Origin of the sequence: Streptococcus pantholopis, assembly GCF_001642085.1 — a bacterium.
In the GTDB taxonomy this organism is placed as follows: domain Bacteria; phylum Bacillota; class Bacilli; order Lactobacillales; family Streptococcaceae; genus Streptococcus; species Streptococcus pantholopis.
The window spans coordinates 464,782-478,354 of sequence record NZ_CP014699.1 but is presented as its reverse complement, the minus strand read 5'-3'; the positions used below and the strand labels follow the sequence as shown (position 1 = coordinate 478,354).

The following is a 13,573-nucleotide window of genomic DNA, read 5'->3' as shown; positions in this document are numbered from 1 at the left end:
TTGGAATCCTTATGCCAGCAACTATATAGCGGTGCAGACAATAAAAATGAGCTGAGAAAGATGTCTCAACTCCTGACTTTTATGCTGTAAACATTCAAGAGATAAGGGTCTGCTTTTTTAACAACTATTTTTAAGTAAAAAGCGTTATTTATCGTGTATAACCCCTTTTTCTGCCCGTAATTCACTGCAGATCTGTCTCTTTAGTCTTATCTATTTCATCAAAAAACGTAACTGACTTTTGGCCTGCACATCTTTCGAGGCTGGCAAACACCGAACCTCATCATTCTATAAGAGACCGCCTGTCAGCGGCTAGATAAAATGACCAAAAGAAGAGCAATTAAAAGCCAAAAGAAAACCAAAACAGCGGTAAAACGCTGCATAAACGCTTCAAAACCACGCGCCTTTGTCCTCTCAAACAGCGCTTCGGAACCGCTGCTGTCAAAAACATTGCTGCTGGGATTTTTCTGCGGCTGCATAAAAATCGCAATCACAATAATGACAGATAAGACAAGCAAGGCTGTAAGTAATAGCTGATACATATTGTTCCTCCATTGAAAGTACCCCCATTCTATCATAAAAACAGTTAAGATTCAATATGCAGGGTTACTTTTCTCTCTTTGGGGCAGTATTTAAGCACCCGAATTTTGTCGGGATGGCTGCTTTTATTTTTACTGGTCAGATAATTTTTATGACCGCATTGACTGCACTGTAAATGAATTTTAATTCTCACTGTATTTCTTTGACCTTCAAATATGTTCTAAAATTAAACAGACACCATAAAAAATTGCTCAAAACAATCATACTGGTCATATAAAAGACTGCCCGGTAGCCTAAATGTGTCGCTGCAGCCGAACCGATAAAAGGGCCTAAAACCTGACCGAAATTGCTGAACATTTGATTATAGGAAAAAATCCTGGAAATCCCTTCTCTGGGTGTCAGCCTGGTCAACAGCGAATTGATGCTGGGCATCAAAGCACCTACACCAAAACCATATAAAAAACGCAGAATTCCCAGCTGCAGCACTGTCTGGGCAAGAGCACAGAGAAAATAAAGACTGAAGCTGTAAAAAAGGGCTGACAGTAACAGACGGTGATTGCCTATTTTGTCCCCCAGTTTTCCCAAATACGAACTGCTGAGTAAACTGGAAAAGCCTAAAGCTGAAACGATCAAGCCCGAAACAAAAAGCAGATTTTCCGTTTGACCGAGATGACGGATATACAGAGACAAAATCGGAGCAACGGACTGAGCTGAAATTTGGATAACCATGCTAGTCACAAACAGCCCCAGCATGATCTGCACACTCCTGCTTTGCTTGAAAACATCTCTTGTGGACATGACATCAGCTTTCTTAATAGGCTCAAAATTTTCTTTTACAAAAAAGAGGGTCAGTAAACTGCAGATAAACAAAATAAAACCAACCAGAAGAAAAACCTGGCGAATCCCTAAAAATTCAGCTAAGACACCGCCCAGCAGAGGACCGATTAAGGTTCCGGCTGTCACACCAGTTGCCAAAGTCCCCAACGCATAGCCAGAATGCTGCCTTGGAGCCTGCGCAGCGATGAGAGCTGTTGCATTAGGAACATAGCCAGCAAAAATCCCATTTAAGAGCCTCAATAAGAGCAGAACAGTCACATTCGGCACAAAAGCTAAACCGCCCATTGTAAATGTCATCACAAAGCTAGCTCGAATCATCATCGGCTTTCGTCCGTACCTGTCTGCCAGCCGCCCCCAAATAGGAGCAACTAGGGCAGAAGCTAAGGCAGAAAGAGACACTGCTAAACCAGTGTACCATTCGATCTGGTCTTTAGGCACTCCTAAATTTTCAATATACAAAGCCATAAAAGGCATAACTAGTGAAAAGCTGGCACCGGTAAAAAAATTACCAAGCCAAGTTACCCGCAAATTTCGCCGCCAGTCAATTTCGGCTACTATTTCTTCTTCGATAAGTCCTCATCTTCTTTCGTACATATATTTGACAGCTATTGCCGCCGCACCATTTTAGCCGGCATCTTCTAATCGTTTTAATAACTTTGTGACTTGCTCCTGCAAATCCGCTAAACTGCCATTATTATCAATCACCGCATCAGCATATTGACATTTTTCCTTTAAAGGCATCTGGGAAGCTAGGCGTTTTTGAGCTTCATCTTGGCTGTAGCCATTTCGTTCCATCAGTCGCCGGATTTGAGTACTTTTATCAGCATAAACTATCCAGACCGCATCAAACCACTTCCTATAATCCTGCTCAATCAAAAGCGGAATATCCATGAAAAAGAGGCTTTCTGTCTGCGCTAATTCTGCGCGTTTTTTTGCTAATTCACGGCGAATAATCGGATTTTGCAGCTGAGCGGACTGCGCTCTTTTTTCCTCGTTTCCAAAAATTAAAGCAGACAGCTTAGACCTGTCCAGCTCACCATTGTCCAATAAAATACCGGTCCCCAGCCAAGCAAGAAGCGCCTTATAGAGCGCGCCTCCCTTAGCCTGCAGATCATGAACAAGACTGTCAGCGTCAACAACCTTGTAGCCGGCCTTACGAATAATTCCTGTAACTGTTGATTTACCAGAGGCGATGCCGCCGGTAATTCCAATAATTTTAGTCATCCTTTTTGACATCCGGGGCAGAAATGGCTTCCCCGTCCTCCTACTTTTATCTTTTTAATGGGAGTCCCGCAGCGCATGCAGGGTTCATCAGTTCTGCCATAAACCTGCAAATAATTCTGCATGGTTCCATCTTCGCCCAAGGCATTGCGGTAAGTTCTGATAGTCGACCCGCCTTTAGCAATTCCCAGCTGTAAAATACGAATCGTTTCATCATGCAGACGCTTGATTTCAGTTTTTTTCAGATTATCTGACAAGCGCTCCGGATGAACTTTGGCTGCCCAGAGCACTTCATCCGCATAAATATTGCCTAAACCTGCGACTAATTTTTGCTTCAAAAGGAGCGGTTTGATGCATTTATGAGAAGAAAGCAGAGCACTCTCAAAAGGAGCCAGTTTAAAACTGGCTTTAGTAGGTTCCGGACCAAGCTTTTTCTCTTCGAAGTAAGAGCGCTCATGTGATTTTGGCAAAAGCTCAAAGGTACCGAACTTTCGGACATCCTGATAGACTAAAGTAGATCCATCGTCCAGACCAAAGAAAAGGTGAAAATGCTTATTTTTAGGAACTTCTTCAGAAAAAAGCAGGTACTTGCCTTCCATTCTCAGATGGGAAATCAAAACACGTTCACCAAAATCAAAAATAAGGTATTTTCCCCGCCGTCTCACGCTTTGGACTGTTTCCCCCAAAAGCTCATATTTAAAAGCCTCTGAGTTCGTTTTAATCATTTTAGGGACGCCAACTTTAACGCTGGAAATGGAACGGCCGGCAACCAATCGCTCTAAACCACGTCTGACGGTCTCTACTTCTGGCAACTCAGGCATAATCTACCTCTTATTAATCTTGTAAACCAAGAAGACGTCTGGCATAAATCACTTGCCCTGAGTGCATGGCTGCATCATCAATAATCGAAACCAAACGCATTCCTCTGGTAACCGCAGGTGTCCAGCTCTCATCAATCACATCATCAAGGTGTTTTTCATCCAATGATTTGAGGTAACTTTTAGTAAAATCAGCAGCCGAACGTAAATAAGCCAGTACAAGCTCTAAGTCACTGACTTGAACCTTCTTGGCCTCTGCCAATGTATGGCACCAGTCCTGCGTATCATCCGGCAAATCCAGACGAAACTTCTCCTTCCAGCCCTGACTGAGCCAAATAGGCAGGCTGCCAGCCAAGTCTGCAATTTGAAAATCCATCTCCCTTGCTGTATGCCAAGCCAGCCAAGTCATTGATTTCAGCTGCTCCGATATCTTCTCTGCGGGAAAAGCATTGGCCTGCTCAGCTGTTACCCCTTCAAACAAACGCTCAAAACGTTCCACAGCACGATCAACACTCTCTGTCAACATATCCAAATACCCCATCTCACACCTCCAACAAGATACAAAGGGCGTTAAAAGAGCAAAGCAAAAATAGGAAAATTGACGAAGAGTCGCTAAGACTCTAGGAGATTTTATCTTTTTTGCACAGCTCTTAGCCCGTGTTCAGTTCCAACAAGATACAAAGCCCGTTAAAAACGCAAAAGGAAAATAGGGGACTGACTGACGAATCGCCAGATTCTAAGTCAGGACATCTTTTTCCCGCAGCGTTTAGGGCGTGTTCAATTAACAAGATACAAAGGGCGTTCAAGCTCACAGCAAAAATAGGAGCCTGACTGCCGAGTCACTAAAGACTTAAGGGAAGACTATACTCACAGAGCAGCCACATTCGTATGTCAGCTTACGCTTCCTACAACTGCGTCTCTTTTTTGCAAAGAGCTTAGCCCGTGTTCAATTAACAAGATACAAAGCCCGGTAAAAAATCCGTATGAAAATAGGGGATGACAAGTGAGGCTCGCATCACGATGACAGCCATCTTTTTCACTAGGATTTTAGGGCGTGTTCAATTTAACAAGATACAAAGCCCGTTAAAAGAGCAAAGCAAAAAGACGGTAAGTCCGAAATCTGTGATTTCGTCTGCGCACCCCTGCCAGAACAACTAGAAGGGGGCGGTCGGCCGCTAGGACGACAAAGCCTTCAGACGTTTACGGCTGGCGGTAAGTCCGAAATCTTTGATTTCGCAGACGCACCTCTGCCAAGACGACTAGAAGGGGGCGGTCGACTGTTAAGGCGACAAAGCCTTCAGACGTTTACGGCTGGCGGTAAGTCCGAAATCTTTGATTTCGTAGGCGCACCTCTGCCAGAACAACTAGAAGGGGGCGGCTATGAGCCCTTTTTTTGATAATATCAGCCAGCATCTCCGCTGCAGTATCAAAATTTGTCCAAGCAGTCTTCAAACTTTTGCCATGGCCAGGCAAATCAACAGCAAGACAATGGAAATCACTTTTAAGCGCCGCAATATGGCAGCCCCATACCTTACTGCTGTATCCTGAAGCATGCAGAAAAAGGATGGTCTGTGTATTATGGCAGCCGCTTTCTTCAATAGACAGTTCATTTGCGCTTTCCATCTGACCACTCCTCTATCACTAAGGACAATGCCATTCTCTTAGCTTATATATCAGTATGCAATCTTTCAATTTTAATAATCTTTTGCTTTATAGCCAAAGTCAGCCAAATCCAGTTTCTTGTCCCGCCAGTTTTTCTTGACCTTAACCCATGTTTCCAAATAAACCTTATCCCCCAGCATAACTTCTATGTCCCGACGCGCCATTTTCCCGATTTTTTTAAGCATACTGCCGTTTTTACCGATAATAATGCCCTTTTGACTGTCGCGTTCCACCATAATAGTCGCATGAATATGAATTTTATCCGTTTCTCTGTCACGTTTCATGGATTCGATCACGACAGCGACTGAATGTGGAACCTCCTGCTGAGTCAGCAAAAGAACCTTCTCCCGAATCATCTCGGACACTAAAAAACGCTCCGGATGGTCAGTAATTTGCTCTTCGGGAAAGTATTGGACGCCTTCTGCTAAATTCTTTTTTAAGATAGTCATCAAACTCTCCACATTATTTCCTTGGAGAGCTGAGATCGGCACAATCTCCTGAAAATCCATCTGGTCTTTAAAATCGTCTATTTTTTCCAGCAATTGATCCGGATGAACCTTATCGATCTTATTAATGACCAAAATAACAGGAATTTTAGCAGCTTTAAGACGTTCCATAATCATGTTATCGCCCTTGCCCCGCTGCTCGTCAGCAGGCACCATAAAAAGCACCGTATCTACTTCACGAAGCGTGCTATATGCTGCTTCCACCATAAAATTCCCCAAAGCTGTTTTGGGTTTATGAATACCGGGAGTATCAATAAAAACAATTTGCTCTGACGCAGTTGTGTAAATCCCCATGATTTTGTTGCGGGTCGTCTGCGCTTTATCACTCATAATCGCAACTTTTTGACCTAAAACATGGTTCAAAAAGGTTGATTTTCCCACATTGGGCCGCCCCAAAATGGCAGCAAATCCTGATTTAAACGTCATAATCTCATTAAAAACATCGTCCGGCAAACCTAAATCAGTAAATCGTCATAAAATAACGATTTTGATTTTGTTGTCCTACCTCCGCAAAGTTGGTTAGAGAGGTCGCTGTCCCTTGCTTGACAGGGGATAAGAACTTCCAATCAACCACTGCATCAAACTCACATGTCCAAAAAAGTGAAACGAGGCAGTACTTTTTCCCAGCCTCATCTAAGAACAGGTTAACCGTACAACTTTCGTATTTGGCTGACCTTGTCAGACGGCCAAATACAGTGTTTTCCTTCCTTTCCAATTAATAATAAACAATGATCGCTACAGCCCAAAAATTAATCTGAAAATTTTAGGCAAAAAGATAATCAAGCCCGTCAAAACAGCGTAGCCTGAAACAACCAAAACAGCCCCAGCAGCCATATCTTTAGCATTTTTAGCCAGCATGGAAAAGTGATAATTGCTGGCTAGGTCAACCACATTTTCAATAGCTGAATTCACAATTTCAAAGGCAATAACCAAAAAAATGGCCAAGAAAAGAAAGAGCCATTCCAGCCCTGAAATTCTAAAAATAAGACCGGAAAGAGCCGCTAAAACGGCAGACACTAAGTGCTTGCGCAGATTACGTTCTTCTCTAAAAGCCGTTAAAATTCCGGTAATGGCAAATTCCATACTTGCCATCAGGGTCATATTTTTCCACTTTTTTTGTGAATGATTATCGCGTAAGTCCATAAGCCGTTAATATCTCTTCCTGTAGTGTGAACATTGCTTTTTCCTCTTCGGGCGTATAGTGATCATAGCCGTTAATATGCAAAAAGCCATGCACCGCTAAAAAACCCATTTCCCGTTCAAAAGAATGACCGTATTCTGCCGCCTGTTCATGCGCTTTATCAACAGAAATAAAGAGTTCACCGATATAGGCGTTCAGCTCTTCCAGCAAGTCAGCCAGCTCTGCATTTTCTTTAGCAGATGTGCTGCCCAAGGCTGCAGGTCGGTCAGGTTTATACTCCAGACTAATGACATCAGTCGGGCGGTCAGTTTCACGGTATTTGACATTCAGCTGGCGGCTGCGCTCATTTGTCACAAAAGTCACCGCCATCTCCTTATTTTCTTTGCCGATCTTTTCTGCAGCAAAATTAAGCAGGTCAAGTGTTTGCGCCATCATCTCCTGAGAGACCTGTCCTGTCTCATCAACCATCTCTATATACATTTAATTAAGCTGTTTAGGACAGCAGCCAAACCCGGCAGAAAAACTTCTGACGGACATTTTGGTAATGGCTGAGTCTGCTGCAAAGCACCTGACTGATGCCCCTTACAGCAGGGGACTGTCCTCTTCCTTTCGCTAATCTTTACTCACCCCCATTATACCACAGAAAAAATATTCGCGCTCTTTTTGAAGAATAAAAAGACGTTTTGCTACCTGAGCAGAAACGTCTTCAAACTGCAGCGCATTCTCTACTGCCACGCCTATTTTAGGATTTTCAACAGTTAAAATTAGTAAAATAATTGAAAACCGCCTCAAAGACTTTTTATCCCCAGCTTAGACAGATCTATGCCCCTTCCAAAATTTCAGCTACAACTGTTTTCAATGCCGGTATGACATCTTCTTCAAACCATGGGTTTTTGGCCATCCAAAGTTGATTGCGGGGAGAAGGATGGACCAAAGGAAAGTACTGAGGCAGGTAGTCTTTATAGTGCTGAACGGTCTCTGTTAAAGTTTTACGGCGGTCAGCACCTAAATAATACTGCTGTGAATAGCTGCCAACCAAAATCACCAATTTAACTTCCGGCATCTGCGCCAACAGCTGAGGGTGCCACTTTTCAGCAAAACCTTTGCGCAGCGGTAAATCTCCGGATTTCCCCTTACCCGGATAGTAAAAATCCATAGCCAAAATGCCAAAAAGATCGGAATGGTAAAAGGTTTCTTCATCCACTCCCAGCCAGTCCCGCAGACGGATACCGCTCCGGTCATTCCAGTACAGACGGCTTGTCTGAGCAACAATCCCCGGAGCCTGCCCGACAATCACAATACGGGCTGTTTTCGGTGCAGCGAATAGAGGCTCGATTCCGGCCCGAGTATAAGTCAGATTGGCTTCATCCTGCATGATTTTCTGAAATACTGTCTCTGCCACTATACCCCTCCCTTTCACTTTCACAATAAGGTTAAACAGATCACTGTACTTTGTTGAATTGAACACGGCCTAAGCTCTTTGCAAAAAAGAGACGCAATCGTAGGAAGCGTAAGCTGACATACGAATGTGGCTGCTCTGTGAGTATAGCCTTCCTTTGGTCTTCGATGACTCAGCAGGCAGGCTCCTATTTTTGCTGTGAGCTTTAAACGGGCTTTGTATCTTGTTAATTAAACACACCCTAAACGCTGCGGGAAAAAGATGGCTGTCAGCGTGATGCCAGCATCACTTGCCATCCCCTATTTTCATACGGATTTTTTAACGGCCTTTGTATCTTGTTGTTCATAAGCGTCGATGATTTCTGCGACAAGAGGATGTCGGACAACATCTTTGGCTGACAGATAAACAAAGTCCAGCGCCTTAATACCCTTCAGTTTTTCAGAAGCATCAACTAAACCGGACTTAGCGTGATGGGGCAAATCAATCTGGCTGATATCACCATTGATAATCATTTTTGAATGAAAACCCAAACGCGTCAAAAACATTTTCATCTGCATAACCGTTGTGTTTTGGGCTTCATCAAGAATAACAAAGGCATCATCCAACGTACGCCCCCGCATGTATGCTAAAGGGGCAATCTCAATAATATCGCGCTCCATCAGACGGACGGTTTGTTCTTTTCCTAAAATGTGATAAAGGGCATCATAGACCGGACGCAGATAAGGATCAACCTTTTCTTTGAGATCTCCCGGCAAAAATCCTAGGTTTTCACCGGCTTCAACCGCTGGTCTGGTCAGAATAATACGTTTTACCTGTCCGCGTTTTAAAGCAGTGACCGCAAGCGTTACTGCCAAAAAAGTTTTTCCGGTCCCTGCAGGACCTATTCCAAACACAAGGTCATGGCTGTTAACACTGTCCACATAAGCTTTCTGTCCTAAAGTTTTTACTCGTATCGGACGGCCATACGTGTCTGTAATAATCTCCTGCTCATAAAGTGCCACAAACTGGTCAATACTGCCGTTTTCTGCCATGGACAAAGCCGTTATAACATCAGAAGTATTGATTAACATACCACGGCTGACCAGAATAAGAAGAGCCTCAATAGCCAATCTGGCTGTTTCAAGAGACTCTTGATCGCTGCTGACTATTTGGATACGCTCTGTTCTAGCATGAATAGTCACTCCCAGATGGTCTTCGATTAATTTTAAATGGCGTTCATTGGAACCAAATAAATTAAGCAAATCATCCGGATGATTCAAGGTAATATCAATTGAAAAATCTTGCAACAATACACTCCTCAAATAAGATACAAAGCCCATTAAAAACGCAATGGGAAAATAGGGGATGGCAAGTGATGCTGGGCATCATGCTGGCAGCCATCTTTTTCCCGCAGCGTTTAGGGCGTGTTCAGTTATTAAATCGCTACCGTGCCTTCATTATACCAAAAAATCACACTCATAGCGTGACTTTTTCATGACAGTAAAGCCTGTCCCTCAATAACGCCTTTACAGTCTGCAGACCGGTTTAAAAACAAATCGGCAATCGGCCTGACTTTTGCCGTAAGTCAGACTGCCACAATGTTCAAAGCAAAGACCTTGCTCTAGTTTTTTTAAGGTAAAATGAAATAAAGCAGAAAGCCTCTAAATGCAGTATTATGGGCTTATCACTGATGACTCATCAAGTTCGTATCAAACAGACAACGCTCTATCAGCTCTTTATTCCTAAGCTCTGCAATCCAGTTTTTGGGAATAGCCTCATAGCCATAGACTATTCCGGCCAAAGCACCCGTAACCGCTCCTGTCGTATCCGAATCATCTCCCAGATTAACCGCCCTTAAAACAGCCTCAGAAAAAGAACTGGTTTGCAGCAGGCACCACAGCGAAGCCTGAAGAGTGTGGATAACAAAGCCCGAGGAAGAGACCTGGCTTTCAGGCAATACCTCTAAATTTTTCAAATCAGCAAAAGGTGCACTGACTTCTAATCCTTTTAAAATAGCAGAAAGATCTTGACCAGCCAAAAGATGGCGGGCAATATTGATATAAATACAACAGGCTTCCTTCGAAATGGGATGAGCATGGGTAAGAGCCGACACCGCTTCAATTTCGCTGTCGCTGACATCAAGAAAGGCCAGCGGTATAATCCGCATCAATGAACCATTGCCGTTTGCCTGATAATCATTGATACCGCAACCGCCCTTCAAAGCCTCGTAAGTTGTCCGTCCATAATCAAATAAGCTTTCACCCGCACGATAGGCGCTATGAAAAAGCCAATTTTCAAAACGTCTGCGCAAATCATCTAAGTCAATCCGCCCCATCTCCCTTATTGAATCACAGGTTGCTAATGTCATACTGGAATCATCAGACCATGTCCCAGGAGGCTGATTATAAGTTCCAAAACCAGTCATCTCTTCCACATAAAAACTGCCGCGTTTCTTAAATTCTACAGGAAATCCTAAAGCATCGCCGACAACCAGTCCATAAACAGCAGCGCGCAGCTTATTCATAAAATTCCCCTTTTTCTAGTGAAGCAGGTAATCCTCCCAAATTTGGTCAAATTCACTGAGATTAAAAGAAAATCCTGCTCTTTCCTCCAAATAGCGGCTAATCACATCAAAATCTGCAGTATGCTTAGGAAATTCAGACTCCTGAAAAACCAGATCAGCCAAACGAGCTGCCGGAGCCTGACTTTTAGGATTACGCTGAGTCATCAGCCAAGTATAAAATGATTTTCTCACAAACATTCTCCTCCACTAAAACACAAGCCCGCCTCAAATCCATATGAAATGACGGTAAGTCCGAAATCTCTGATTTGACAGACGCACCTCTGCCAAGACGACTAGAAGGGGGCGGTCGGCTGTAAAGACGGCAAAGCCTTCAGACGTTTACGGATGGCGGTAAGCCAGAAATCTATGATTTCGTCTGCGCACCCCTGCCAGAACGACTAGAAAGGTGCGGTCGACTGTTAAGGCGACAAAGCTTTCAGACGTTTACGGCTGACGGTAAGTCCGAAATCTCCGATTTGACAGACCCACCTCTGCCAGGACGGTTGGATGGGGGTGGGCGGCAAAAATTTAAGCTTTCAAAATCATCTCAGGTCTGTGCTGCAGAACGCTAGTCGTCTAGTGGTATTTTATTCGCTTTTTCAAAGCTTTAAACTACCTACTAGGTCTTGCGGAGGTGGGATGACGAACTCTTTGATTAGGGTTCTGTCCCACTCCCAGACGTCAACAGTTAGCTCACTTGAAATCAATTCTAAACTTAGCTAGAACTTTTTTACACAGAGCTTAGCCCGTGTTCAATTTTTGCTTAATCAGCCAATTTTTCTTAAATTAGATCTTTTATCCTTTGGTTTTGAATCCTCAAGTATTTTTGAGGGTTAAAACTTGAGCTATCAGCCTCTAGTCTCACCCTATTGTAGCAAAAAATTAAAAGGCTGTCCGACTAAAAAGTTAGGCCGACAGACCTAACCTCATCCTCTATAACTTCTAACCGAGAGAAACTTTCCCCAACTGACAGACTTAAAAAATAGGATAAACCTGCCCTCATTTCAGCCTTGCTTTCACTTCTTGTCCGGTGAGGCTTCTTTGACAAGCTCGGTTCCTGTTTTATCCTGCTTGATTTGTCCAGCCTTCATCAATCCACCTAGAGCTTTTTTAAACTGACCTTTTGACAGGCCGAAAACAGCCTTAATCTCATCAGGTGAAGACTTGTCATTCAAGGTCATAAAACCGCCATTAGCCTGAAGATAGGCTAAAATCATTTGACCGTCCTGCTCCAGTGTTTCAAAAGAACGCGGCTTAAGCGACAGGTAAAGCGTACGGTCAGCGTCGCGAAAACCGATAACACGGGCATTGAGAACCTCTCCCAGTCTCGGCTCATTATAACGTTCGCTTGGGTGGATAAACCCCAGCATATTATTTTCAGGCAGATAAACAAAGGTGCCAGAAAGTTTCAGGCGGTAAACAATAGCAGGCCAAGTCTGATTCTGCATATTATTATAAGCTGGCCCGGCCATCTTCTGAAAAACCTCAGGAGCCGCCGGAACTGCCCAAATACGATTTTTCCGGTCTACAGACAAAGATACATAAAGCTTATCTCCCTTTTTGGGCCAAAGTGTTTTAAGATCCGGTAACAAATCCAGTGAGACGACAACCTGTTTATCCGGCAAACCGACCTCAAGAAATACCCCTAAATCACGGCGGACTTCGGTGACCTCTCCCCATCCGTAGTGACTTCGGGTAGTCTGCACTTCTTTTGTTGTCATACGCTGCTTTTGTTTCATGTCTGTATAGACAAAACCTTTGACCATATCACCTAACTGATGCTCTCCCTCTTCTTTAGCAAGAGCAAATGTTATGCCATCTTTTTGAATAAAATAAAACTGTTCATTTTCATCAGTTACCAATCCGGTAACGACAGTTGCAAGTAGCTGATTCATCATAAAATATAAAGACTTTTAAAAATAACTGGCAATCCTGTTTAAGCGAAAATAACTTGAACTTAAGTGAAATATTATCACAGTCCCACAGCAGCAGGTGCTTTTTTGACAGACTGTCAGATCAAGAGCGGATTCACTTTTATTTTAAAAATCTTTTTTCCTTTCCTTTTCATACGGATTTGAAATAGGCGCTGAATTTGGTTTGAAACAGAAAAAACGGGAGAAAAGCAGAGTTTCTATAAAACTGCTCTCTTGCCCGCCCTCTTCTGCACAGAACAATCAGCTTCCTTGGCCCTAAACTTCCAACAGCTCTTTTTCTTTATTAGCTGTCATCTCATCAATATGCTTAACAGCATTATCGGTTGCCTTTTGAATATCCTTTTCCAGCATTTTCAGCTCATCTTCAGTGATATCCTTATTTTTTTCTTGCTGCTTCGCTTCATCCATTGCATCACGGCGAATATTGCGAATAGAAATTTTGGCATTTTCCCCTGTCTTTTTCACTTCTTTAGCCAATTCTTTGCGCCGCTCCTCTGTCAAAGCCGGAATCACCAGGCGGATAACAGAACCATCATTAGCCGGATTAATCCCTAAATCTGAGGCATTGATAGCATGTTCAATATCTTTCAAAGAAGATTTATCAAAGGGTGAAACCAAGAGGACACGTGCCTCAGGCACCGTAATCGACGCAAGCTGGTTAAGGGGAGTTGGAACCCCATAATATTCCACCTGAATCCGATCCAGAAGGCTGGCGTTAGCACGCCCCGCACGGATAGCTGCAAATTCACGCGACAGAGACTGATGAGACTGCTCAAAACGTTTCTGCGCTTTCTCAATAATAGCATTAGTCATAAAAATATACACTCCTTACAAGAAGATACAAAGCCCGTTAAAACGCAAAAGGAAAATAGGGGACTGGCTGACGAATCGCCCGATTCTAAGTCAGGCCATCTTTTTCCCGCAGCGTTTAGGGCGTGTTCAATTCCAACAAGATACAAAGCCCGTTTAAAAATCC

17 protein-coding genes are annotated in these 13,573 nt (G+C 43.4%); 1 reads left to right on the top strand and 16 read right to left on the bottom strand.

Features of this window, described 5'->3' with window-relative positions:
• Nucleotides 1-302: 302 nt before the first annotated feature.
• The 12 genes from secG to A0O21_RS02260 all read right to left on the bottom strand — a co-directional run bounded on the left by secG (nt 303) and on the right by A0O21_RS02260 (nt 9,407).
• Nucleotides 303-539 carry a preprotein translocase subunit SecG gene (secG, locus tag A0O21_RS02315; protein WP_067060637.1) on the bottom strand — a complete coding sequence of 79 codons (237 nt, stop codon included), beginning with the start codon at nt 537-539 and terminating at the stop codon, nt 303-305.
• Nucleotides 540-583: 44 nt separating this feature from the next.
• Nucleotides 584-730, bottom strand: coding sequence for a 50S ribosomal protein L33 (gene rpmG, locus A0O21_RS10595; RefSeq protein ID WP_082854397.1), 147 nt, complete (start codon nt 728-730; stop codon nt 584-586).
• Nucleotides 727-1,920 (bottom strand): multidrug efflux MFS transporter, encoded by a 1,194-nt coding sequence (locus tag A0O21_RS02310; protein ID WP_099092206.1) that lies wholly within the window; start codon nt 1,918-1,920, stop codon nt 727-729. The genes rpmG and A0O21_RS02310 overlap by 4 nt, the downstream gene beginning before the upstream one ends.
• Nucleotides 1,921-1,998: 78 nt before the next feature.
• On the bottom strand, nt 1,999-2,598 hold the full coding sequence (gene coaE, locus A0O21_RS02305) for a dephospho-CoA kinase (protein WP_067065059.1): 600 nt from the start codon (nt 2,596-2,598) through the stop codon (nt 1,999-2,001).
• On the bottom strand, nt 2,595-3,416 hold the full coding sequence (gene mutM / locus A0O21_RS02300) for a DNA-formamidopyrimidine glycosylase (protein WP_067060635.1): 822 nt from the start codon (nt 3,414-3,416) through the stop codon (nt 2,595-2,597). Before mutM ends, coaE begins: the two co-directional genes overlap by 4 nt.
• A 13-nt stretch (nt 3,417-3,429) precedes the next feature.
• Complete coding sequence (locus A0O21_RS02295) at nt 3,430-3,954, bottom strand: mycothiol transferase (RefSeq protein ID WP_067060633.1); 525 nt, start codon at nt 3,952-3,954, stop codon at nt 3,430-3,432.
• 764 nt (nt 3,955-4,718) lie between these two features.
• A complete protein-coding gene (locus A0O21_RS02290) occupies nt 4,719-5,036 on the bottom strand; it encodes an alpha/beta fold hydrolase (RefSeq protein WP_067060631.1) in 318 nt (105 codons plus the stop codon).
• Nucleotides 5,037-5,107: 71 nt separating this feature from the next.
• Nucleotides 5,108-6,007, bottom strand: a complete 900-nt coding sequence (gene era, locus A0O21_RS02285) for a GTPase Era (protein ID WP_067060628.1) — start codon at nt 6,005-6,007, stop codon at nt 5,108-5,110.
• Nucleotides 6,008-6,316: 309 nt separating this feature from the next.
• Nucleotides 6,317-6,724: a diacylglycerol kinase family protein gene (locus tag A0O21_RS02280; RefSeq protein ID WP_067060627.1), complete on the bottom strand. Its 408-nt coding sequence runs from the start codon at nt 6,722-6,724 to the stop codon at nt 6,317-6,319.
• Nucleotides 6,708-7,202, bottom strand: a complete 495-nt coding sequence (ybeY, locus tag A0O21_RS02275; protein ID WP_067060625.1) for an rRNA maturation RNase YbeY — start codon at nt 7,200-7,202, stop codon at nt 6,708-6,710. Before ybeY ends, A0O21_RS02280 begins: the two co-directional genes overlap by 17 nt.
• Before the next feature lie 340 nt (nt 7,203-7,542).
• Nucleotides 7,543-8,097, bottom strand: coding sequence for a uracil-DNA glycosylase family protein (locus tag A0O21_RS02265; protein WP_067065052.1), 555 nt, complete (start codon nt 8,095-8,097; stop codon nt 7,543-7,545).
• A 329-nt stretch (nt 8,098-8,426) separates the two neighbouring features.
• Nucleotides 8,427-9,407: a PhoH family protein gene (locus tag A0O21_RS02260; protein ID WP_067060614.1), complete on the bottom strand. Its 981-nt coding sequence runs from the start codon at nt 9,405-9,407 to the stop codon at nt 8,427-8,429.
• Nucleotides 9,408-9,472: 65 nt separating this feature from the next.
• Between A0O21_RS02260 and A0O21_RS11055 the strand changes: the two genes are divergently transcribed.
• A complete protein-coding gene (locus A0O21_RS11055) occupies nt 9,473-9,598 on the top strand; it encodes a hypothetical protein (protein WP_257722083.1) in 126 nt (41 codons plus the stop codon).
• A gap of 186 nt (nt 9,599-9,784) precedes the next feature.
• Here the strand turns inward: A0O21_RS11055 and A0O21_RS02255 are convergent, their stop codons facing one another.
• The 4 genes from A0O21_RS02255 to frr all read right to left on the bottom strand — a co-directional run bounded on the left by A0O21_RS02255 (nt 9,785) and on the right by frr (nt 13,410).
• Nucleotides 9,785-10,624 carry an ADP-ribosylglycohydrolase family protein gene (locus tag A0O21_RS02255; RefSeq protein ID WP_067060612.1) on the bottom strand — a complete coding sequence of 280 codons (840 nt, stop codon included), beginning with the start codon at nt 10,622-10,624 and terminating at the stop codon, nt 9,785-9,787.
• Nucleotides 10,625-10,639: 15 nt separating this feature from the next.
• Nucleotides 10,640-10,855, bottom strand: coding sequence for a YozE family protein (locus tag A0O21_RS02250; RefSeq protein ID WP_067065050.1), 216 nt, complete (start codon nt 10,853-10,855; stop codon nt 10,640-10,642).
• An 824-nt stretch (nt 10,856-11,679) separates the two neighbouring features.
• Nucleotides 11,680-12,558, bottom strand: a complete 879-nt coding sequence (locus tag A0O21_RS02245) for a CvfB family protein (RefSeq protein WP_067065048.1) — start codon at nt 12,556-12,558, stop codon at nt 11,680-11,682.
• A 294-nt stretch (nt 12,559-12,852) separates the two neighbouring features.
• Nucleotides 12,853-13,410 carry a ribosome recycling factor gene (frr, locus tag A0O21_RS02240; RefSeq protein ID WP_067060610.1) on the bottom strand — a complete coding sequence of 186 codons (558 nt, stop codon included), beginning with the start codon at nt 13,408-13,410 and terminating at the stop codon, nt 12,853-12,855.
• Between the last annotated feature and the right edge of the window lie 163 nt (nt 13,411-13,573).

Coding starts and splice junctions, on each gene's coding strand:
- secG (WP_067060637.1), bottom strand. CDS start 539: ATGTATCAGCTATTACTTACAGCCTTGCTTGTCTTATCTGTCATTATT.
- coaE (WP_067065059.1), bottom strand. CDS start 2,598: ATGACTAAAATTATTGGAATTACCGGCGGCATCGCCTCTGGTAAATCA.
- mutM (WP_067060635.1), bottom strand. CDS start 3,416: ATGCCTGAGTTGCCAGAAGTAGAGACCGTCAGACGTGGTTTAGAGCGA.
- A0O21_RS02295 (WP_067060633.1), bottom strand. CDS start 3,954: ATGGGGTATTTGGATATGTTGACAGAGAGTGTTGATCGTGCTGTGGAA.
- A0O21_RS02290 (WP_067060631.1), bottom strand. CDS start 5,036: ATGGAAAGCGCAAATGAACTGTCTATTGAAGAAAGCGGCTGCCATAAT.
- era (WP_067060628.1), bottom strand. CDS start 6,007: ATGACGTTTAAATCAGGATTTGCTGCCATTTTGGGGCGGCCCAATGTG.
- A0O21_RS02280 (WP_067060627.1), bottom strand. CDS start 6,724: ATGGACTTACGCGATAATCATTCACAAAAAAAGTGGAAAAATATGACC.
- ybeY (WP_067060625.1), bottom strand. CDS start 7,202: ATGTATATAGAGATGGTTGATGAGACAGGACAGGTCTCTCAGGAGATG.
- A0O21_RS02265 (WP_067065052.1), bottom strand. CDS start 8,097: ATGCAGGATGAAGCCAATCTGACTTATACTCGGGCCGGAATCGAGCCT.
- A0O21_RS02255 (WP_067060612.1), bottom strand. CDS start 10,624: ATGAATAAGCTGCGCGCTGCTGTTTATGGACTGGTTGTCGGCGATGCT.
- A0O21_RS02245 (WP_067065048.1), bottom strand. CDS start 12,558: ATGAATCAGCTACTTGCAACTGTCGTTACCGGATTGGTAACTGATGAA.
- frr (WP_067060610.1), bottom strand. CDS start 13,410: ATGACTAATGCTATTATTGAGAAAGCGCAGAAACGTTTTGAGCAGTCT.